General features: G+C 69.4%; 18 protein-coding genes and 1 pseudogene. 15 read left to right on the top strand and 4 right to left on the bottom strand.

Going from position 1 to position 19,863, the window contains the following annotated elements; genetic code table 11:
* The coding region (locus K2X24_RS00110) for a phosphopantothenoylcysteine decarboxylase (protein WP_292493523.1) at positions 1 to 457 on the top strand (457 nt) is incomplete at its 5' end.
* A 270-nt stretch (positions 458 to 727) separates the two neighbouring features.
* Complete coding sequence (locus K2X24_RS00105) at positions 728 to 1,015, top strand: hypothetical protein (RefSeq protein WP_238275950.1); 288 nt, start codon at positions 728 to 730, stop codon at positions 1,013 to 1,015.
* 39 nt (positions 1,016 to 1,054) lie between these two features.
* Here K2X24_RS00105 and K2X24_RS00100 read toward each other — a convergent pair whose 3' ends face one another.
* A complete protein-coding gene (locus K2X24_RS00100; protein WP_292493520.1) occupies positions 1,055 to 1,690 on the bottom strand; it encodes a glutathione S-transferase family protein in 636 nt (211 codons plus the stop codon).
* Between the two features lie 54 nt (positions 1,691 to 1,744).
* A complete protein-coding gene (gene speB / locus K2X24_RS00095) occupies positions 1,745 to 2,734 on the bottom strand; it encodes an agmatinase (RefSeq protein ID WP_292493518.1) in 990 nt (329 codons plus the stop codon).
* A gap of 240 nt (positions 2,735 to 2,974) precedes the next feature.
* On the opposite strand from speB, the gene rpsT reads away from it, so the two are divergent.
* From rpsT to K2X24_RS00035, 12 genes are all read left to right on the top strand, one after another.
* Positions 2,975 to 3,241 (top strand): 30S ribosomal protein S20, encoded by a 267-nt coding sequence (rpsT, locus tag K2X24_RS00090; RefSeq protein ID WP_056190238.1) that lies wholly within the window; start codon positions 2,975 to 2,977, stop codon positions 3,239 to 3,241.
* A gap of 591 nt (positions 3,242 to 3,832) precedes the next feature.
* Positions 3,833 to 5,353, top strand: a complete 1,521-nt coding sequence (dnaA, locus tag K2X24_RS00085) for a chromosomal replication initiator protein DnaA (protein ID WP_292493526.1) — start codon at positions 3,833 to 3,835, stop codon at positions 5,351 to 5,353.
* 189 nt (positions 5,354 to 5,542) lie between these two features.
* Positions 5,543 to 6,664, top strand: a complete 1,122-nt coding sequence (gene dnaN, locus K2X24_RS00080) for a DNA polymerase III subunit beta (RefSeq protein ID WP_292493512.1) — start codon at positions 5,543 to 5,545, stop codon at positions 6,662 to 6,664.
* Between the two features lie 61 nt (positions 6,665 to 6,725).
* The gene (recF, locus tag K2X24_RS00075; protein ID WP_292493510.1) at positions 6,726 to 7,853 is read left to right on the top strand and encodes a DNA replication/repair protein RecF; all 1,128 of its coding nucleotides are present in this window, start codon (positions 6,726 to 6,728) and stop codon (positions 7,851 to 7,853) included.
* Between the two features lie 325 nt (positions 7,854 to 8,178).
* On the top strand, positions 8,179 to 10,029 hold the full coding sequence (recQ, locus tag K2X24_RS00070) for a DNA helicase RecQ (RefSeq protein ID WP_292493508.1): 1,851 nt from the start codon (positions 8,179 to 8,181) through the stop codon (positions 10,027 to 10,029).
* Between the two features lie 177 nt (positions 10,030 to 10,206).
* Positions 10,207 to 11,370 (top strand): hydrolase, encoded by a 1,164-nt coding sequence (locus tag K2X24_RS00065; RefSeq protein WP_292493507.1) that lies wholly within the window; start codon positions 10,207 to 10,209, stop codon positions 11,368 to 11,370.
* 107 nt (positions 11,371 to 11,477) lie between these two features.
* A complete protein-coding gene (gene purL, locus K2X24_RS00060) occupies positions 11,478 to 13,703 on the top strand; it encodes a phosphoribosylformylglycinamidine synthase subunit PurL (protein WP_292493505.1) in 2,226 nt (741 codons plus the stop codon).
* Positions 13,704 to 13,736: 33 nt separating this feature from the next.
* The gene (locus K2X24_RS00055; RefSeq protein WP_292493503.1) at positions 13,737 to 13,973 is read left to right on the top strand and encodes a BolA family protein; all 237 of its coding nucleotides are present in this window, start codon (positions 13,737 to 13,739) and stop codon (positions 13,971 to 13,973) included.
* Positions 13,974 to 13,998: 25 nt separating this feature from the next.
* On the top strand, positions 13,999 to 14,505 hold the full coding sequence (locus K2X24_RS00050; protein ID WP_292493500.1) for a DUF29 family protein: 507 nt from the start codon (positions 13,999 to 14,001) through the stop codon (positions 14,503 to 14,505).
* A 33-nt stretch (positions 14,506 to 14,538) separates the two neighbouring features.
* Complete coding sequence (grxD, locus tag K2X24_RS00045; protein ID WP_055951908.1) at positions 14,539 to 14,880, top strand: Grx4 family monothiol glutaredoxin; 342 nt, start codon at positions 14,539 to 14,541, stop codon at positions 14,878 to 14,880.
* Positions 14,881 to 15,011: 131 nt separating this feature from the next.
* Complete coding sequence (locus K2X24_RS00040) at positions 15,012 to 15,911, top strand: NAD(P)/FAD-dependent oxidoreductase (RefSeq protein ID WP_292493493.1); 900 nt, start codon at positions 15,012 to 15,014, stop codon at positions 15,909 to 15,911.
* 277 nt (positions 15,912 to 16,188) lie between these two features.
* The gene (locus tag K2X24_RS00035; protein ID WP_292493491.1) at positions 16,189 to 16,404 is read left to right on the top strand and encodes a hypothetical protein; all 216 of its coding nucleotides are present in this window, start codon (positions 16,189 to 16,191) and stop codon (positions 16,402 to 16,404) included.
* A 19-nt stretch (positions 16,405 to 16,423) separates the two neighbouring features.
* Here K2X24_RS00035 and K2X24_RS00030 read toward each other — a convergent pair whose 3' ends face one another.
* Both K2X24_RS00030 and K2X24_RS00025 read right to left on the bottom strand, forming a co-directional pair.
* Positions 16,424 to 17,230 carry a hypothetical protein gene (locus tag K2X24_RS00030; protein WP_292493489.1) on the bottom strand — a complete coding sequence of 269 codons (807 nt, stop codon included), beginning with the start codon at positions 17,228 to 17,230 and terminating at the stop codon, positions 16,424 to 16,426.
* A gap of 84 nt (positions 17,231 to 17,314) precedes the next feature.
* Positions 17,315 to 19,351 carry a M3 family metallopeptidase gene (locus K2X24_RS00025; protein ID WP_292493525.1) on the bottom strand — a complete coding sequence of 679 codons (2,037 nt, stop codon included), beginning with the start codon at positions 19,349 to 19,351 and terminating at the stop codon, positions 17,315 to 17,317.
* A 252-nt stretch (positions 19,352 to 19,603) separates the two neighbouring features.
* Here K2X24_RS00025 and K2X24_RS00020 point away from each other — a divergent pair.
* Positions 19,604 to 19,863, top strand: a pseudogene (locus tag K2X24_RS00020) (hypothetical protein); the annotation flags it as partial.

The following is a 19,863-nucleotide window of genomic DNA, read 5'->3' as shown; positions in this document are numbered from 1 at the left end:
GGTCGAGACCGCCCGCGAGATGCTGGCGGCGGTCGAGGCCGCGCTCCCGGCCGACCTCGCGATCTTCGCCGCAGCGGTGGGCGACTGGCGCCCGGCCGAGACCCGCGACTCGAAGATCAAGAAGGACGGCGCCGCGCCCGCGCCCCTCGCACTGGTGGAGAACCCCGACATTCTCGCCACCATCGCGGGGCGGTCCGCCGGGCGCCCCCGCCTCGTGATCGGCTTCGCGGCCGAGACCGACGCGGTCCTGGACAATGCCCACGCCAAGATCGCCCGCAAGGGCTGCGACATCATCGTGGCCAACGACGTGTCGCCCGCCGGCGGGGTGATGGGCGGTAGTGCCAACACCGTCCATCTCGTCGGCCGCGACGGCACCGTCGAGACCTGGCCCACCCTCGACAAGGACGAGGTCGGACGCCGCCTGATCCGGCACTTCGCCGACCTGCTCGGGCGCTGATCCACAGCCTCACGGAAAGCCGGCGGAGCCGATCGCGGACTCGCGCGTTAAGGCTTGACTAACGCCTCCCGCCGCATCATTTCGGCGTCGTTCGCACGTGCAGCACATTCGCTCGCCCGCGCGGCTCCACAGGAACTCCCGACCCTAATGCCCAGCGACAGTAGTCGATGGACCGCGCCGCCGATGGCCCTCCGCGAGACCCGCGCCTGATCGCTTGATCCGGCTCGCCCGCGACCGGCCCCCGATGGCCCGGTCGAACGAGGTGAGCCGATGACCTTCTCGAATGCCCTTCCACGCCTGCGCGGTGCCGTGGCGCCCGTTCGGACCCTGAGCTTCCGTCGCGCGGACGGCTCCAAGCTCGTGCGCGTCAAGGCGCGGCGCCCGAAAGCCCGCAAGGCGGCTTCGGGCGACGCCAATGTCGCCCTGATCATGGCCGTGATGATGACCCTGGTCTTCGGGCCGGTGATCGGCGTCCACCTGATCGCCGCCTACGCCCCGACCGCCGCAGCCTCCGACGTGGCGGTCCGGAGCACCGGAACGCCGCTGCCGCCTGGGTGACCGGCCGACCCGGGCCGCGCTCCCGGCGCGGCCGCGCGGTCAGGCCCGTGCCGCTTCCAGTTCCGTCGCGAGGGCGGCTTCGGCGGCCATGATCCTGCGGACAGCGGGTCGCGCGTTGACGCGGGCGAGGTAGGCCATGATCGCGGGCTCCTCGGGCACGAGCTTGAAGCTCGTGGTCCAGCTCAGGGCGGCCCCCCAGAGTACGTCGGCCGCCGAGTGCCGCTCGCCGAGGAGGTAGGGGCCCGGCGTCAGCGCATCCACCAGGGTGTTCAGCACCGCGTCGAAGGTCCCGTAGGGCGACATCGCCTGAGGGCCGGGCTCTCGCTGCAACGCCCGATCGACCACCGCGGGCTCGAAGCTCGATCCGTAGAACACCATCCAGCGCAGGTAAGTCCCACGCAGCGGATCGCCGATCGGCGGGGCGAGGCCGCGCTCCGGAAACAGGTCGGCGAGGTAGAGGTAGATCGCCGCCTGCTCGGTGATCAGCGTATCGCCATGGCGCAGCGCCGGAACCTTGCCCAACGGATTCACCCGGAGATAGCCGGGTTCGCGTCCCTGTCCCGAGCGCAGGTCGAGGACTTCGAGGTGGTGCGGCGCACCGAGTTCCTCGAGCAGGATCCGTACGCCGGACGAACGCGTCTGGGGCGAATGGTAGAGGGTCAGGTCGGCGTCCAAGGTCGGTTCTCCGCGAATCAGGTCCGCGCAGGGTTTCCGCCTGGGCCCTCCCCGTCAATCGCGCCGGGCGGCCACGGCTTCGGCCAGGAGGCAGAGGATTTCGAAGGCGAGCGTCGCGCCAACCAGAGCCGTCACGCCGGAGGGATCGAGGGGCGGGGCGACTTCGACGACATCCGCGCCGACGAGATCGAGCCCACGCAGGGCGCGGACAATCTGCAGCGCCTCGCGGGCGGTGAAGCCGCCCATCTCCGGCGTGCCGGTGCCGGGCGCGTAGGCGGGATCGAGGGCATCGACGTCGAAGCTCAGGTAGGCCGGCCCGTCGCCGACGACGGTGCGTGCCTCGGCGAGGACCGACGGCAGGCCGCGGTCGATGACCGCCTCCATCGGCACGACCCGTACGCCCTGCCCCAGCGCCCAATCCAGCTCGTCCGCCGAATCGGTACTTCCGCGCAGACCGATCTGCACCATGCGGCGCGGATCGAGCACGCCGTCCTCGATGGCGCGGCGGAACGGGGTGCCATGGGTCAGGCGCGTGCCGTCGTACTGCCCGTCGTCGGTGTCGCTGTGGGCGTCGATGTGGATCAGGCCGAGGGGCCGCGTGCACCCGATGGCGCGCAGCACCGGATAGGTGACGAAATGGTCGCCCCCGACCGAGAGCGGCACGATGCCGGCCTCGGCCAGGGGCCGGTGGAACGCCTCGATCGCCCTGGCGGTGGCCGCGACGTCGACGGGATTGACCGGAACGTCACCGAGATCGGCGCAGGCGGCCAGATCGTAGGGGGCGATGCCGGTGGCGGCGTTGCGAGCCCGCGTGCCGGTGGAGGCCTCGCGCACGCCGCGCGGACCGAGGCGAGCGCCGGGCCGGTTGGTGGTGGCGCCGTCGAACGGGATACCGACGAGTCCGATATCGATTCGCCCGGGCGCCTCCCTGGGTTCCATGACCGGCAGGCGCATGAAGCTGGCAAGGCCCGAGAACCGCGGCGTCTCCATCCCCGAGAGGGGGCGATAGCGCGCGATCCGTTCCTGATCCGCCTCGCTCGGCATGCGATGTCCTCGTGTCTCGGGGTGTCGGCGTCCGGCCGGCGGGCTCACCTCCGGTCGGGCGACGGCAGGATGACGTTCCGTTGACGGATCGGCAACGCGTGTCTATAGAGCGCACATCGCCGACGGGCGCGCTCACCGCGATCGTCGGCTTCGCCATTGCCCGAACAACCTGCACGCGATCCACCGACACTCAAGCCCGCGGGCTCGTCGCGATCGCCTCAAACGTGACGAGGATGCCCCATGGCCAACACCGTGTCGGCCAAGAAAATGACCCGCAAGATTGCGAAGCGCACCGCGGTCAACCGCTCGCGTCGCAGCCGCATGCGCACCTTCGTCCGCAAGGTCGAGGAAGCCATCGCCACCGGTGATCAGTCCAACGCGCTGACCGCCCTCCGCGCCGCCGAGCCCGAGATCATGCGGGCCGCCCAGCACGGCATCGTCCACAAGAACAACGCCTCCCGGAAGGTCTCGCGCCTCGCCGCGCGGGTGAAGGCGCTCGCCGCCTGATCCCTCTTTCCGCGATGTTCTGAAGAAGCCCGGCAGCGATGCCGGGCTTTTCTGTTTTCCGTCTTGTCCCCGTCCGTCGCCGCGAGGTGCTGCCCCGATGGTCCCCGGCGTCATGCCGTGAGGGGAGCGGGGCGCGAACGTTCGCAGGCCTCAGCTCGACGCCGCTTGGCGCTCCGACGACCCTGCCCTGAGCGCGACGCTGTCCGAGATCAATCGTTAACGCTACCGACAATCAGTTCGGTTGCCGCGCGTCCGGTGCGCCTGTAGCTTAACGATATCTGTCGATGAACCGACAAATCCAAGACGTCCTCGAGTCGCAGTCGAATCGTGCACAGGTGACGGCCCGCGCTCGACTCGACCCGCGAAACCCGCGCCGAAATTGTCGCTTTTTGTGCTGTCCCCGTTAGTCCCGTTGTTAGGAGAACCGTAGCTTATTGTTGATAGGCTCGTTTCATCGACAAAAGCCCTTCCAGGGCCATTGACTCTGGATCGGTGATCTGAGTCTCGCGGGTTCTTCGCGAGGCGCGACTTCAGTCAAGTGTGTGTACGTTCCGGTGGCGGCCCTCCGCTCTCGGTACGAGGAGAGCGATGATGCATGTCGACGGTAGCGTGTCCGGCAACGCCGAGACGGGCATGAGCGGCGTGAGTGGCCCCGATACGGTGGCTGCCTGGGCTCGGGTGAAGCGTCGCCTGCGGGCGGAACTGGGTGAGGATGTGTTCGCGAGCTGGTTCGCCCGGCTCGAACTGGTCGAGGTCGTGGACGGGACGGCGCGCCTCACGGTTCCGACCCGATTCCTGAAGAGCTGGATCGAGTCGCACTACCTCGACCGCGTGCTCACGACCTTCCGCAGCGAGGTCGAGTCCGTGTCTCGCCTCGACGTGTCGGTGCGCGGCCCTTCCGCGGCAGGCACGGCCCGTCCGGCGGCTGGCCCCGCCAAGACCGGCAGCAGCGCGGCGAGCCCGCTGGCCCGGCTCCAGGCCGCCGGCAACGTGATGTCGTCCCAGACCGAATCGCATCCCGCATCCCAGGGCGAGACCAGCACTGGCACGCGCTCCGAGGCGGGCGGCGACCTCAACGGTGCCCCCCTCGACAACCGCCTGACCTTCGCGAGCTTCGTCGTGGGCCGCTCCAACGCCCTGGCGCATGCCGCCGCCGAGCGTGTCGCCCGGCACGACGGAGAGGGCGCGCTCTACAATCCGCTCTATTTCCATGCCGGCGTCGGCCTCGGAAAGACCCACCTCCTCCACGGCATCGGACACGCGGCCCGCGAAGCCGGACGCCGGGTGATCTACCTCACCGCCGACCGCTTCATGTACGGCTTCGTCAATGCCCTGAAGACCCAGAATGCCCTGGCCTTCAAGGAACGTCTGCGGGCCATCGACCTGCTCATCCTCGACGACGTGCAGTTCATCCAGGGCAAGTCGATCCAGGCCGAGTTCGGACACACCATAAACGCCTTGATCGATGCCGGCCGCCAGGTCGTCGTCGCCTCGGACCGTCCGCCCACCGAGCTCGAAGCCCTGGAGGAGCGTGTGCGCTCGCGCCTCGCCGGCGGCCTCGTGGTCGAGATCGGCAGCCTCGACGAGCAGCTGCGCGCCTCCATCCTGTCGGCGCGCCTGGCCGCCGTGCAGGTCTCGCACCCGAACTTCGAGGTCTCCCCCACAGTCGCCACCTACGTGGCCCGGGCGATCACCGCCAACGGGCGCGACCTCGAAGGCGCCGTGAACAGGCTGCTGGCGCACGCCACCCTCACGGGGACCGCCGTGACGATGGAGACCGCCGAGACCGCGATCCGCGACCTCGTGAAGAACCGCGAGCCCAAGCGCATCAAGATCGAGGACATCCAGAAGCTGGTGGCTTCGCGCTACAACGTCTCGCGCTCCGACATCCTGTCCGAGCGGCGCACCGCCGCCGTGGTCAAGCCGCGTCAGATCGCGATGTACCTCTCCAAGGTGCTCACCCTGCGCTCCCTGCCCGAGATCGGGCGCCGCTTCGGCGGGCGCGATCACACCACGGTGCTGCACGCGGTGCGCAAGATCGACAAGCTGATCGGCGAGGACAACGTACTCAACGACGAGGTCGAGCTCCTCAAGCGCATGCTCCAGGATTGAGGCCCGCGGGGGCGTCGCGGTGGCCCGCGATGCCCCGAATCATCCGCGGGATAGCAGGCCTCTCGCACTTGCGTTCGCCCGGTGGCTTCGCCAAGTTCAGCGGCCACGGTGCCAGGGCGCACGCGAGGGGTTGAGCGCGGACGCCGCGCTCGTTCCGGCAGCGCCGACGAGAGACCACGAGTTCAGACCATGAGAGTCACTGTCGAGCGTGCGGCCCTCCTTCGGTCGCTCGGCCACGTGCACCGGGTGGTGGAGCGCCGCAACACGATTCCGATCCTGTCCAACGTGCTGCTGCGCGGCGGCGCCGACGGCCTGGAGCTACGCGCCACCGACCTCGACATCGAGGTGACGGAAACGATCCCCGCCGATGTCGTGGACGCGGGCGCCACCACGGTGCCCGCGCATGTGATCTACGACATCGTGCGCAAGCTGCCGGACGGCGCGCAGGTCTCCCTGGAGACCAGCGGCGAGACCGGCCAGATGACGATCCGATCCGGGCGCTCGCGCTTCTCCCTGGGCGCGCTGCCCGAGGGCGACTTCCCCGACCTCGCGGCCGGCGAGTTGCCGACCCGCTTCGTCATCGCGGCCTCAGACCTCAAGCGCCTGATCGAGAAGACGCAGTTCGCGATCTCGACGGAAGAGACGCGCTATTACCTCAACGGGATCTACCTGCACACGATCGAGTCCGAGGGCGCGCTGCGCATGCGGGCCGTGGCGACGGACGGACACCGCCTCGCCCGGGTCGAGATCGACGCCCCCGAGGGCAGCCGCGAGATGCCGGGTATCATCGTGCCCCGCAAGGCGGTGGCCGAGATCATCAAGCTCGTGGACGACGGGGGCGAGAGCGTCGAGATCGACCTGTCGCCGGCCAAGATCCGCTTCAAGTTCGCCAGCGGCGTGGTCCTGATCTCGAAGCTGATCGACGGCACCTTCCCCGACTACCAGCGCGTGATCCCATCGGGCAACGACAAGCGGCTCACCGTCGAGCGCGATGTCTTCGCCAAGGCCGTGGACCGCGTCTCGACCATCTCGTCGGAGCGCGGGCGCGCGGTGAAGCTCGCCGTCCAGGAGGGCCGTCTCGCGCTCTCGGTGAACAATCCGGATTCCGGCAGCGCCACCGAGGAACTCGACGTCGACTACGACGCGCCGGCCCTCGATATCGGTTTCAACGCCCGCTACCTCCTCGACATCACGAGCCAGCTCGAGGGCGACACCGCCCTGTTCAAGCTCGCCGATCCCGGTTCTCCGACGCTGATCCAGGACCGCGAGGGCGCGGCCGCGCTCTACGTGCTCATGCCCATGCGGGTGTGACCGTCGCGCGGGGGCGTCGCGGTGCGAGACAGGCCCGGGCCGATCGGCTAAGGGCAGGCGGGTGCGCCTCACCCGTCTGATCTGCCGCGATTTCCGGAACCACGCCGACCTCGACCTCGCGGTCGACCGCCGCTTCGTCGCCTTGGTGGGCGAGAACGGGGCCGGCAAGACCAACCTCCTCGAGGCGATCTCGCTGTTCTCGCCGGGACGCGGCCTGCGCCGGGCGGATCTCGCCGCCATGCCGCGTGCCGGCGGCCCCGGCGGCTTCGCGGTCTCGATGACGCTGGCGAGCGACGAGGCGGAGCACCGGATCGGGACGGGCTACGAGCCGCCCGGGCTCGACGGACGCGCCGCCCGCCTGTGCCGAATCGACGGCGCCACCGCGCCCTCACCCGTGGCCTTCTCGGAATTTCTGCGCGTGGTCTGGCTCACCCCGGACCTCGACGGCCTGTTCCGGGGGCCGGCCGGCGACCGCCGCCGCTTCCTCGACCGCCTCGTGCTCGCGGTCGACGCGACGCACGGAGCCCGGGTCAACGCGATGGAGCGGGCGCTCCGGTCGCGCAACCGCCTGCTGGACGAGAGGCCGAACGACGGCCAGTGGCTCGACGCGATCGAGCGCGAAGTCGCCGAACTCGGGGTCGCGGTGGCGCTGGCCCGGCGCGAGACGACCGAGCGCCTCGACCGTCTCATCGCCGAAGGCCGCGACGATTCCCAGCCCTTCCCCTGGGCCGGCCTGCGCCTGGAGGGCGACCTCGACGACCTCGTGGCGGTCTGGCCGGCGCTGGAGGCGGAGGACCGGTTCCGCATGGCCCTGCGCCAAGGCCGCGCCCGCGACCGTGCGGCCGGGCGGACGCTCAACGGCCCCCAGACCAGCGACCTCGTGGTCCGCCACGGCCCCAAGGACGTGCCGGCCGCCACCGCCTCCACCGGCGAGCAGAAGGCGCTCCTCATCGGCCTCGTCCTCGCCCATGCCCGCCTGGTCCAGGCCATGAGCGGCTTGGCGCCCGTGATCCTCCTCGACGAGGTCGCAGCCCATCTCGATCCGCGCCGGCGCGCGGGCCTCTTCGATGCCCTCGAAGCCCTGCAGGGTCAGGTCTGGATGACGGGGGCCGACCCGGCACTGTTCGGCGACCTCGAAGGGCGGGCCGATATGGTCAAGGTCGTGGATGGGCGGATCGCGCCGGCCTGAACGGCTGCTGCGTCGACCGAGCGACGCGTCTCGCGGCAGATCTGCGCAAGTGAGGGCGCAGATCGCCAGCGCCGATGCCGCTGGCCGTTCGACGCCATCGAGGCGCACGGACAGGGCAGCGTCTGCCTCCTCGATGGCGAGTATGGCGAACCCGGCCAGGGCCGCCGACGTCTCGGCGAGGCGATTGACCTCCTCGCTTCGGATGTCCAGAGGCATTATGCGGATCCCCGCCGCCGGCTCTTCGCTTGTGTCGACGCGTCGCGCGTATTGCCTGCACACCGGGGCCGCCAGTCGCCCGCCCGCTCGCCATCAGGCCAGGATGCCCATGACAAGCCGCCTCGACGAGGCTCGCGCCGCGTTGAAGACCACCTTCGGCTACGACGATTTCCGGCCCGGCCAGGACGAGGTGATCGGCGCCGTCCTCGACGGCACGGACGTCTTCGCGGTGATGCCCACGGGCTCCGGCAAGTCGATGACCTACCAGCTGCCGGCACTGGTGGAATCCTCGCTGACCGTCGTGGTCTCGCCGCTCATCGCCCTGATGCACGATCAGGTGCAGCAGATGCTCGGCTTCGGTGTCGCCGCCGCGACCCTGAACTCGTCGGTCGCCGAGGCGACGGCCCGGGAGACCTGGCGCCAGATCCGGTCCGGCGACCTTCGCCTGCTCTTCGTCTCGCCCGAACGGCTGATGATGGAGGGCCTGATGGACGCCCTGCGCGGTGCGGGCGTCCGGCGGCTCGCCGTGGACGAGGCGCATTGCGTCTCGCAATGGGGGCACGATTTCCGTCCCGAATACCGGGACCTCGCCCGGGCCCGCGAGGCACTCGGCAACGTCCAGACGGTCGCCCTCACCGCCACCGCCGACAAGGCGACCCGGGCCGACATCACCGAGCGCCTGTTTCCGGCCGGCCGCGAACTCAAGGCCTTCGTGCATTCGTTCGACCGGCCGAACATCCGCCTGACCTTCGCGCCGAAGGACAACCCGACCCGCCAGATCGAGCGCTTCCTGCGCCCGCGCCGCTCCGAGAGTGGGATCATCTACTGCTCGTCCCGCAAGCGCACCGAGCAACTCGCCGAGATGCTGGCCAAGGACGGCTTCAACGCCCTGCCCTATCACGCCGGCCTCGACCAGGGCACGCGCATGAGAAACCAGGATACTTTCCTGCAGGAGGACGGCGTGGTGATGACCGCCACCGTCGCGTTCGGCATGGGCATCAACAAGCCCGACGTGCGCTTCGTCTGCCACGCCGACATGCCTTCCAACGTCGAGGGCTATTACCAGGAGATCGGCCGCGCCGGCCGCGACGGCCTGCCGGCCGACACGCTGACCATCTACGGCCTCGACGACATGGCGCTGCGCCGCCGCCAGATCGACGAGAAGGAGGTGCCGGACGAGCGCCGCCGCGTCGAGCGGCGCAAGCTCGAGGCGATGATCGCGCTGTGCGAGGGCGCCACCTGCCGGCGCCAGTCCCTGCTCGGCTATTTCGGCGAAGCGAGCGAGCCGTGCGGGCGCTGCGACCTCTGCCGCTCCGGCGTCTCGCTCATCGACGCCACGGTGCCGGCCCAGAAGCTGCTCTCGGCCATCGTGCGTACCGGCCAGCGCTTCGGCGCGGCCTATGTCTGCGACGTTGTCCACGGCAAGGAATCCGACACCATCCGGCGCAACGGCCACACGGCGCTGAAGACCTTCGGGGTCGGCGCCGACAAGCCCGTCGCCGCCTGGCGCGCGATGCTGCGCCAGCTCTTCGCCGCCGGCGCCGTGACCGAGAACGGCGACGGATTCGGCGGCCTCTCGCTCACCGACAAGGGCGAGGCGATCCTGTTCGGCCGCGAGGCCATCCAGATGCGCCCCGACCCCGAGCCGAAGGTGGCCGAGCCCCGCGACCGCAAGCGCGGTGCGTCCCGCGACGACGCGAGCCTCGACCTCGATCCAGCCACCGAGGCGCTGTTCCAGCACCTGCGCGGCCTGCGCGCCACCATCGCGCGTACCGAGGGCATCGCCGCCTTCATGGTATTCCCCGACCGCACGCTGATCGAGATGGCCCGCACCAAACCCGTCGATCTCTACGCGCTGCGCACCGTGCACGGCGTCGGCGAGCGCAAGCGCGAGGCCTATGGCGAGCGCTTCGTGGCGGCCATCGCCGAATTCCTGGCGGATGCGCCCGCGCTCCGTTGAGCCCCGGTCGGGCTGCGCCTGATGCGCTTTCGCACTCGTCCCGCGGCGCGCCTTTCGTGTAGGGACGGGCGCGGCCGCCGGCCGTAAGCCCACGAATCGGAACGACCCGTCATCGCCCAATCCCCCCTCGCTCCGGCCCCAGAGGCGCATCCGTCACGCAAACGTCAGGTCTTCTACATGCCGGGTTTCGACCCGCGCGAGCCGGAGACCTATTGGGGCTTGTTTCGCCGGGAAAGCCGGCTGGCCGCGGTCCGGCGTGCCTTGAGCATCACGGTGTCCGATCCCGTTCGCAGGCCGGACGATCTCGCCCTCGACTGGGATGTCAGCCTCGACGGGCACGCGACCCGCTACACGCTGCTGCGCTGGGACGACATCGTCCGGGCCCGCTTTCCGCGTTCGAACCTGCGGCGGCTCCGCGAGGTGCCCGCCCTGTGGTGGCGCCTCGTCCGCTGCGGGTACGTCGCGCCCTTCCGGCGCGAGGCACGCCGATTCGCGCGGGTCATCTTCGGCGTCCATGTCATCTACGGGCTCTTGCTGACCTTAAGCCTCGCGCTCGCGGCCGCTGTCCTTGCCCTGCTGCCGGAGGGCGTCCGGCCCTGGTCGCTGTTCGCCGCACCCCTCCTTACCTACGCGATCCTCGCCCTACTGATGCGGCTGACGCGGGGCAAGCCGTTCTACGTGGCGCATCTCGTGGACGACACGGCCTTCACCCACGATCACGCCAGCGGCGTCGAGCCCCGCATGCGCGCCAGGCTCGACGCCTTCGCGGAGATCATCCGGGCGGCCGAGGCGGGCGCCTCGGAGATCGTGGTGATCGGCCATTCCTCGTCGAGCTTCCTCGGCCTCGAGGCCCTGGACCGGGTTCTCGCCCGCGACCCCGATTTCGGCACGCGGGGCACGCCGGTCTCCTTCGTCAGCATCGGCAGCGTGATCCCCTGGATCACCCTCGACCCCCTGGCGAGGGAAACCCGGGACGCCCTCGCCCGGGTGGCGGCCAACGACGCGATCCGCTGGCTCGACGTCCGGGCGAAGTGGGACTGGCTCTCGGTGCATCAGCGCAACCCGCTCAGTGCCTCGAATCTGCCGGCGCCCGCGAACCATCGCCCGGTGGAGATCCACGTCAAGATCGACGATCTCATCGAGAAGCGGATCATCGCGCGGCGCAAGTGGAACCTGTTCCGCATGCACTTCCAGCTGCTCATGTCGAGCCGCGACCCGGAGGCTTTCGACTACATCGTCTTCGTGGCGGGCCCGGAGCCGATCCACGGTCTGATCGACCGCTGGCGCGACGTGCGGGAGCAGCCGAAGGGGCGCCTGGCTGCCGATCACGTCGCGGTTTAGAAGGATGGGCCATTCGATTCGTGATCGGCGGTTGCCAGGGCGCGCCGTTCCGCTCTAGAGCCGTCACGGCCGGACCCGGGATGCGGGCCCGGCCCGAGAGGGGTCGCATGTTCCGCAACGATGTTCCGATCACCCCCGAACTGGTCCGCCAGCACGGTCTGACGCCGGACGAGTACGATCGTTTCCGTGGCCTGATCGGGCGCGACCCGACCCTGACCGAACTCGGCATCGTCTCGGCGATGTGGAACGAGCACTGCTCCTACAAGTCGTCCCGCAAGCACCTGCGCGGCCTGCCGACCTCGGCGCCCTGGGTCATTCAGGGGCCGGGCGAGAACGCGGGCGTCATCGATATCGGCGACGGCCTTGCCTGCGTCTTCAAGATGGAGAGCCACAACCACCCGAGCTTCATCGAGCCCTACCAGGGCGCGACGACCGGCGTGGGCGGCATCCTTCGCGATGTCTTCACCATGGGGGCGCGCCCCATCGCGGCGCTGAACGCGCTCCGCTTCGGATCACCCGACCATCCGCGCACCCGCCACCTCGTCTCCGGCGTCGTCGCGGGCATCGGCGGCTACGGCAATTCCTTCGGCGTGCCGACGGTGGGTGGCGCCATGGGCTTCCACCGCCGCTACGACGGCAACATTCTCGTCAACGCCATGGCGGTGGGCCTCGCCCGCACCGACGCGATCTTCTACGCGGCCGCCACCGGCGTGGGTAACCCGATCGTCTATCTCGGCTCGAAGACCGGTCGCGACGGCATCCATGGCGCCACCATGGCGTCGGCCGAGTTCGACGACGCCTCCGAATCCAAGCGCCCGACCGTGCAGGTCGGCGACCCCTTCGCCGAGAAGCTGCTGCTGGAGGCCTGCCTCGAGCTGATGGCCTCGGGCGCCGTGATCGCGATCCAGGACATGGGGGCCGCGGGCCTGACCTGCTCGGCCGTCGAGATGGGTGCCAAGGGCGATCTCGGCGTCGAGCTTCACATCGAGAAGGTCCCGGCCCGCGAGACCGGCATGAGCGCCTACGAGATGATGCTCTCCGAGAGCCAGGAGCGCATGCTCATGGTGCTCAAGCCCGGTATGGAAGCCGAGGCCGAAGCGATCTTCGTGAAGTGGGGCCTCGATTTCGCGATCATCGGGCACACCACCGACACGCTCCGCTTCGTGGTGAAGCACGACGGCGTCGTCATGGCCGATCTGCCGATCAAGGAACTCGGCGACGAGGCGCCCCTCTACGACCGGCCCCACATCGCCAACACCCACCAGCCTGTGCTCGCCGCCGCCGACGTGCCCGAGAGCATAGGCAGCGCCGAGGCCCTGAAGCGCCTCGTCGGCTCGCCCGACCTGTCCTCGAAGCGCTGGGTCTACGAGCAGTACGACCACTTCATCGGCGGCAACACCGTGCAGAAGCCGGGCGGCGACGCCGCCATCGTCCGGGTCGAGGACGGCCCGCGCGGCCTCGCGATGACCGCCGACGTCACCCCGCGCTACTGCGAGGCCGATCCGGTCGAGGGCGGCAAGCAGGCCGTGGCCGAGGCCTGGCGCAACATCACGGCGGTGGGCGGCAAGCCGCTGGCGATCACGGACAACCTGAACTTCGGAAACCCGGAGAAGCCCGAGGTCATGGGCCAGCTCGTCGGCTGTCTCAAGGGCATCGGCGAGGCCTGCAAGGCCCTCGACTTCCCCGTCGTCTCCGGCAACGTCTCGCTCTACAACGAGACCAACGGCGTCGGCATCCTGCCGACCCCGACCATCGGCGGCGTCGGCGTCCTCGAAGACGTGACACGCCACGCCACGATCGACCTGAAGCGCGCCGGCGACATGCTCGTGCTGATCGGCGAGACGGCCGGTTGGCTCGGCCAGTCGGTCTACCTCTCGGTCATCGCCGGGCGCGAGGAGGGCGCGCCGCCCCCCGTCGACCTCGCCGTCGAGCGCCGCAACGGCGACTTCGTGCGCGGCCTGATCACCTCCGGCCTCGTCGACACCGTCCACGATCTGTCCGACGGCGGCCTCGCCGTGGCCCTCGCCGAGATGGCGATGGCCGGTGGCATCGGTGCCGCCCTGCCGGAGGTTCCGCCGGGCCTGCCCACCCACGCCTACCTCTTCGGCGAGGACCAGGCTCGCTATCTGCTGTCCGTCGATCCCGAGACCGCGCCGGACCTACTTTACAGTGCCGCCGCCCAGGGCATCCCGGCCACCGTGATCGGCATCACGGGGAACGACCATTTGACCCTGCCGCATGGCGAGACCATATCGGTGGCCGCGCTGCGCGAGGCCCACGAGGGCTGGCTGCCGGCCTATATGGCGAGTCAGCCGGCGGGCGTTCCCGCCTGAAGCCCCTTTTCCCGATCGTCAGGAGCCAACCCGATGCCGATGGATGCGCGCGAGATCGAGGCGATGATCCGCGAGGCGCTGCCCGACGCCCAGATCGAGATCAAGGATCTGGCGGGCGACGGCGACCACTATGCCGCCACGGTCCTGTCCGCGGCCTTCAAGGGCAAGACCCGGGTCGCGCAGCACCAGATGGTCTACGGCGCGCTCCAGGGGCGGATGGGGGGCGTGCTGCACGCCCTTGCGCTGACTACGGGCGTCCCGCAGGATTGAGGTCTCCCGACCGGAGGCGGACTGCATGGACCAGCCGAGCCTTTATGACGACGACATCGTGACCTGGGCCGAGCAGCAGGCTTCGAGCTTGCGCGAACTCGCGCGTCGACCCGAGCTGTCGAATATCCTCGATTGGGAAAACGTCGCCGAGGAGATCGAGAGCCTGGGTCGGTCTCAAATCCAGGGCGTCGAAAGCGCGCTCCTTCTCGTTCTCGTTCACGTGCTCAAGTATTTTTCGGCACCAGCCGCGCAATCGACCCGTTCGTGGCGGGTCGAAGTTGTCGCCTATCATGCGACGGCACGCCGGAACTACAAGCGCTCGATGCGACAGCGGATCGATTGGCAAGACCTTTGGGTGACGGCCAAGGCGAATGCCGATGTGTCGCTCAAGCTGTTCGGCGATCGGCTCGTCGATGGACTCCCGGAGGCGATGCCCTTCAAGCCCGACGAGCTCGTGTCCAAGGCCTTCGATATGGACTGGGCGCTCGAACGCCTCGCGGCGACCTTGGAAATGCCCACGGACCATCACTAGATCAGCATCACATTATCAGAGGACCGAGACACCATGAGCGACGTCAACACCGCGATCGAGAACGAGATCAAGTCCCAGGACGTGGTCGTGTTCATGAAGGGCACACCGCAATTTCCGATGTGCGGCTTCTCGGGCCAGGTCGTGCAGATTCTCAACTACCTCGAAGTGCCGTTCAAGGGCGTGAACGTCCTCGACGACATGGCGATCCGCGACGGCATCAAGGCCTTCTCCAACTGGCCGACCATTCCGCAGATCTACGTGAAGGGCGAGTTCGTCGGCGGCTGCGACATCACCCGCGAGATGTTCCAGTCGGGCGAGCTGCACCAGTTCCTGTCCGAGAAGGGCATCCCGGTGAAGGCGCCGACCGCCGCCTGATTTCGGGCCGCACGACAGGGCCGGAGGGGGGCGCGCGAGCGCCCTTTTTCATGGCCGAACCGATACCCTTCGAACATCATCGGGTCGGGATTCGTTGAACGGGCGGCATACCCGTTCCGGAGCGACACGACATGCACGACGTCATCATCGTCGGCGGCGGCCCGGCCGGCCTCAACGCGGCTCTCATCCTGGGCCGATGCCGACGCGACGTGCTCCTCTGCGACGCCGGTACGCCGCGCAACGCCGTCACCGCGCGCACCTGGGGCGTCTTCACCCGTGATGGAACGCCGCCCCTCGTCCTGCGGGCCAAAGCCGAGGCGGACCTCGCGCGCTACGACACCGTCGTGCGGCGCGAGGTCGAGGTGGTGTCGGCCCAGCGCCGGGACGACGGGTTCACCGTGACCCTGTCGGATGGGACGGAGGCGCAAGCGCGCAAGCTCATCCTCGCCACGGGCTTGCACCAGGCTCTTCCGGACGTCGACGGCTTCGAGGCCTATTGGGGCCACGGCGTCCATTCCTGCCCCTATTGCGACGGCTACGAGAACCGGGACCGGCCCCTCGTGGCCTATGCCTACGGCGCGGCGGCCAAGGGGATGGCCCTCGAACTCACGGTCTGGAGCCGCGACGTCACCCTCTGCACCGACGCGAAGACCACCGCGTTCTCGCCGCGCGATCGCGAGCAGTTGGAGGGCATGAACGTCACCATCGTGGAAACGGCGATTCGGCGTCTGGAAGGCGACGGAGAGCAGCCGAATCGCATCGTCTTCGTGGATGGCGGCACCCGCCCCTGCCACGCGGTCTTCCTGATGCCGATGCCGTGCGATCCGTCCCGCCTCATCACCCAGCTCGGCTGCGACCTGACCCAGACGGGGATCGTGCCGACCGGCGCGTACGAGACCACCAACGTACCGGGATTGTTCGTGGCGGGTGATGCGTCCCGGCGGGTCCAGTTCGCCGTCGTGGCGGCGGCGGAAGGGGCCATGGCGGCCTTCGCGGCCAACACCGAACTACTGCGTGCGGATGTCGCCTGAACGCGTTGGATTCCTTCGTCTTCCCGGCGAGGTCGGTGTCCGGATGGGACCTGGAACGATGGACCGGCATCGGCGGAGGGCGGCGGCATCGACTGGCGCGAAGACTGTAATCGCGTGCGCTGCCGCACCGCACTAACCTTCAGCGCAGTGCAGAAGTAAATTAACGGTAAATATTCGAGGGCCTTCGGAACTTATTGCCGTTATCCCCGTTTTCTGCCAATGACAGGGTCTGGGCTCCCACCGGGAGACCGACGGGACCCTGGGTCCGGTGGCTGCCATGCCTGTCTTCGAAGCAAAAAACCTCGACACCGAGTTTGAGGGTGCGGCGTTCCTCGCGGCCCTCCTGCACCCGTCCGCCGAAGCCCGCACGCGTGCCCTCACGCATGGGCGTGCTCGCGCGGCCCGCGGCGCCCTGATCGCCGACCCGTCGACGATCGAGCCACGTTTCCCCTTGCGGAACGCCGAGCCTCAGGTCGAGTCGCAGTCTCTCTAAGGGACCGCTCAGCGCGGTCTCACCACGCCTGCGGCGTGATGAGACCCTGCTTGGTGACGACAACCCACGTTTTGCCGCGACGCTCGATCGCCTCCACCCGGCCCAGACCCGGTACCGTGTCACCGTGGCCGACCTCGACGAGGCGACGCTTGCGATCTTCCAGGACAGCGACGCCGTCGTAGACTTCGCGCACGGCCCAGTTCTCGGTCGGCGCGGCCTTCGGCTTGTCCGCCAGGCTTCCGGTTTCGGTCGGCTCAGGCGGCGTGGACTTCGCGGCCTGGGGTGCCGCGACCGGCGGCGTCGGCGCGGCGGCGCGCTTTTCGATCTGTGTGGTGAGGTTGGCCAGGCGCGCGGTCTGGTCCTTCTCGGCCTGTTCCAGGCGATCGCCCGTGGCGGCGATCTTGGCGGCCAGGGATTGTTCGGCGCGGCCGAGGCGCTCGCTCAGCGTCGCGCTGCGGGTCTTGGCCTCGGAGCGGGCCGCGTCCGTGATTTCCTGAAGCTGTGCGAGGCTCTTCGTCAGGCGCTCGGCCTGGCGCTCGGACTCCGTTCGCATCGCGTCCAACTGTAGGCGGAGCTGGCCGACGGTCTCGGACTGCCCGGACGTGCCCGACGCGGCTAAGCCCATCGCACCCGCACCCAGCATCGCGCCGAACGCGATCGCCACGGCGGAGATCGCGGCCGGATGCCCCTTGAAGGGAAGCGAGCGGCCAGCCGGCGCGGACGGCTTGTCGGCCTTCTCGGCCGAGGCGCGCGCGCCGAGGATCGCCTGCTTCAGCAGGACCTCGGGCGAGGTTTCCGCCGACGACGCGAGAATCTTATCCGTCATGACCGGTGCTTCCTGTATCCGCAGGAAGCATTGGTTAAGCGTGCTTCTTTACGAAACCGTTACCATACCGGGCGGTTTCGCCGCTCAGGCGGCAAGGCCACGTTGGCGCAGGAGCGGATCGATGCTCGGCAACCGGCCCCGGAAGGCGGTGTAGGCCTCGCCGGGATCGCGTAGGTTGCCGGCCCCGTAGACGTATTTGCGCAGGCGTGCCGCCGTTTCCGGATGGAAGATGTCGCCGGCCTCCCGGAAGGCGTCGAACGCATCGGCGTCGAGCACTTCGGACCAGAGATAGCTGTAATAGCCCGCCGCGTAGCCGTCGCCCGAGAAGATGTGCGCGAAATGCGGCGTGCGGTGGCGCATCGCGATCTCGGTCGGCATGGCGATGCGCCGGAGGGCGTCCGTCTCGAAGGCGGTGACGTCGAGGCCCTCCTCACCCGCGCTCGACAGGTGGAGGGTCATGTCGACGATGGCCGAGGACGTGTACTCGATCGTCGCGAAGCCCTGGTTGAAAGTGCGGGCGGCGAGCAGCCGGGCGAGCAGATCCTCCGGCATGGGCTCGCCCGTGCGGTGATGCCTGGCATGCGCGCGCAGGACCTCCGGCTGTTCCAGCCAATGCTCGTAGAGCTGCGAGGGAAGCTCGACGAAGTCGCCCGCCACGGCGGTGCCTGCCAGCAACGGGTAGGTCACGTCCGAGAGGAGCCCGTGCAGGGCGTGGCCGAACTCGTGGAATAGCGTACGGGCATCGTCGAAGGACAGGAGCGTCGCCTCACCGTCCGGGGCCTTGGCGAAGTTCATCACGTTGACGATGATGGGTTTGACGTCCCCCGCCAGGCGTTCCTGCGAGCGGAACGCACTCATCCAGGCACCGCTGCGCTTCGAGGCGCGGGCGAAGTAATCCCCGAGGAACAGGCCGATCTCGGAGCCGTCCGCGTCGTGAACCGCCCAGGCGCGCACGTCCGGATGGTAACGCGGCACGTCGCTGAGTTCCGCAAAGCGCAGGCCGAAGAGTCGGGTCGCCGTGTCGAACGCCGCGGCGATGACGCCGTCGAGGGGCAGGTACGCCTTGATCTCGCTGGCATCGAGGTCGTGTTCGGCCCGCCGCAGCTTCTCGGCGTAGTGGCGCCAGTCGTGCCGCGCGAGGGCGAAGTTATGGCCTTCCGCCTGGATCAAGGCCTGGAGCCGGTCGCGCTCGGCGGCCGCGCGGTGATGGGCGGGGGTCCAGACGTTGCGAAGGAGGTCCATCGCCCGGTCGGGCGAGCCCGCCATCGTGTCCGAAAGCTTGAAATGGGCGAAGCTCTCGTAGCCGAGCAGGCGCGCGCGCTCGGCCCGCAGGGAGACGATCTCGGCGATCAGGCCGCGATTGTCCGTCTCGCCGCCGTTCTCGCCGCGCCGGATCCAGGCCTCGTACGCCTTCTCGCGCAGGTCGCGCCGGGTCGAGAACACCAGGAACGGCTCGATCAGCGAGCGCGAGAGGGTGATGACGTGGCCGTGGTCGCCGCCACGCTCTTGCGCCGCCGCCGCCGCGGCCGAACGCAGGAAGGGGGGAAGGCCGGCCAGATCGTCCTCGGCCTCGAGGGGAAGCGCGAAGGCCCCTTCGTCGGCGAGCAGGTTCTGGCTGAAGCTGGTGCCGAGTTCGGCCATGCGGGCGGCAATCTCGGCCATGCGGGCCTTGGCCTCCGGCGCGAGGTCGGCGCCGGACCGCCGGAAGCGGGTCCGGTAGCGGTCGAGCACGCGGGCCTGCTCCGGCCCGAGCCCCTCGGCCTCGGCATCCACGGCCGAGATGCGCGCCCAGAGATCGGCGTTGAGGTAGATCGCACTGCCGTGACGGGCGAGCCGGGGGGTGATGGTGCGCTCCACCGCCTGGAGTTCCGCGTTGGTGTGGCTGCCGCTGAGGTTGAAGAACACCGATGCCACCCGGTCGAGGGCCTGCCCGGCGCGTTCAAGCGCCTCGACGGTGTTGGCGAAGGTGGCCGGTGCGCTCTCGCCCGCAATGGCGGCAATTTCCGCGCTGTGGCTGGCCAGGGCCGCCTCGAAGGCCGGCAGATAATGGGCGGGGGTGATCCGCTCGAAGGGCGGCAAGCCGTGCGGCGTCGCCCACGCGGTTTCGGCGAAAGGCCCCATCGCCGCCGTCGAGGCTTCGGTGTCGCGCGTGTCGGCGGGCGTACCAGAGGTCATCCGGATTCCTTACGTTCTCTTCGTCTGATGCTCCGCGCCAAGGTAAGCGCGCGCGGCGAAAGCGCAAACTCGACCCGCCCCGTCGATTGCGGCCGGGCGTGCTCGGCCTGCCCTTGCGGAGGGCCGCAAACCCCTGGATCGTCCGGTCCGAACGCGCCGTCCCACCGCAACGGAGGGCCGCACCAGGATCGAGACGCGATGCGCCCGCCCCGCCTGCACGGATTCTTTCTGGTGGCCCTGACAGCGCCGGCCCTGCTCGCCTGTCCGGTCATCGCGGCGCGTGCGCAGGAGAAGGTAATCCCCTCCGACGCCACCGCGATTCCGATGCCGCCGCCCGTGCCGCCGGCACGCCCGGCCGAACTCGGGGCGCCGGCCGCGCCCGATCCGGTCGCGACGCCGCTTCCGCCCGAACGACCCGCGGATCTCGCCAGGACCGCCGATCCAGCCAAACCTTCCGA

This window comes from Methylobacterium sp., from assembly GCF_019750675.1.
Classification (GTDB): Bacteria; Pseudomonadota; Alphaproteobacteria; order Rhizobiales; family Beijerinckiaceae; genus Methylobacterium.
Note: the sequence above shows the minus strand (reverse complement) of the source record. Positions and strands in the feature narration are given on the sequence as shown.

What these genes read in the sequence shown, in the direction of transcription:
- K2X24_RS00105 (WP_238275950.1), top strand. Translation starts at nt 728, where the DNA reads ATGACCTTCTCGAATGCCCTTCCACGCCTGCGCGGTGCCGTGGCGCCC.
- speB (WP_292493518.1), bottom strand. Translation starts at nt 2,734, where the DNA reads ATGCCGAGCGAGGCGGATCAGGAACGGATCGCGCGCTATCGCCCCCTC.
- rpsT (WP_056190238.1), top strand. Translation starts at nt 2,975, where the DNA reads ATGGCCAACACCGTGTCGGCCAAGAAAATGACCCGCAAGATTGCGAAG.
- dnaA (WP_292493526.1), top strand. Translation starts at nt 3,833, where the DNA reads ATGCATGTCGACGGTAGCGTGTCCGGCAACGCCGAGACGGGCATGAGC.
- dnaN (WP_292493512.1), top strand. Translation starts at nt 5,543, where the DNA reads ATGAGAGTCACTGTCGAGCGTGCGGCCCTCCTTCGGTCGCTCGGCCAC.
- recQ (WP_292493508.1), top strand. Translation starts at nt 8,179, where the DNA reads ATGACAAGCCGCCTCGACGAGGCTCGCGCCGCGTTGAAGACCACCTTC.
- K2X24_RS00065 (WP_292493507.1), top strand. Translation starts at nt 10,207, where the DNA reads ATGCCGGGTTTCGACCCGCGCGAGCCGGAGACCTATTGGGGCTTGTTT.
- purL (WP_292493505.1), top strand. Translation starts at nt 11,478, where the DNA reads ATGTTCCGCAACGATGTTCCGATCACCCCCGAACTGGTCCGCCAGCAC.
- K2X24_RS00055 (WP_292493503.1), top strand. Translation starts at nt 13,737, where the DNA reads ATGCCGATGGATGCGCGCGAGATCGAGGCGATGATCCGCGAGGCGCTG.
- K2X24_RS00050 (WP_292493500.1), top strand. Translation starts at nt 13,999, where the DNA reads ATGGACCAGCCGAGCCTTTATGACGACGACATCGTGACCTGGGCCGAG.
- grxD (WP_055951908.1), top strand. Translation starts at nt 14,539, where the DNA reads ATGAGCGACGTCAACACCGCGATCGAGAACGAGATCAAGTCCCAGGAC.
- K2X24_RS00040 (WP_292493493.1), top strand. Translation starts at nt 15,012, where the DNA reads ATGCACGACGTCATCATCGTCGGCGGCGGCCCGGCCGGCCTCAACGCG.
- K2X24_RS00035 (WP_292493491.1), top strand. Translation starts at nt 16,189, where the DNA reads ATGCCTGTCTTCGAAGCAAAAAACCTCGACACCGAGTTTGAGGGTGCG.
- K2X24_RS00030 (WP_292493489.1), bottom strand. Translation starts at nt 17,230, where the DNA reads ATGACGGATAAGATTCTCGCGTCGTCGGCGGAAACCTCGCCCGAGGTC.
- K2X24_RS00025 (WP_292493525.1), bottom strand. Translation starts at nt 19,351, where the DNA reads ATGGGGCCTTTCGCCGAAACCGCGTGGGCGACGCCGCACGGCTTGCCG.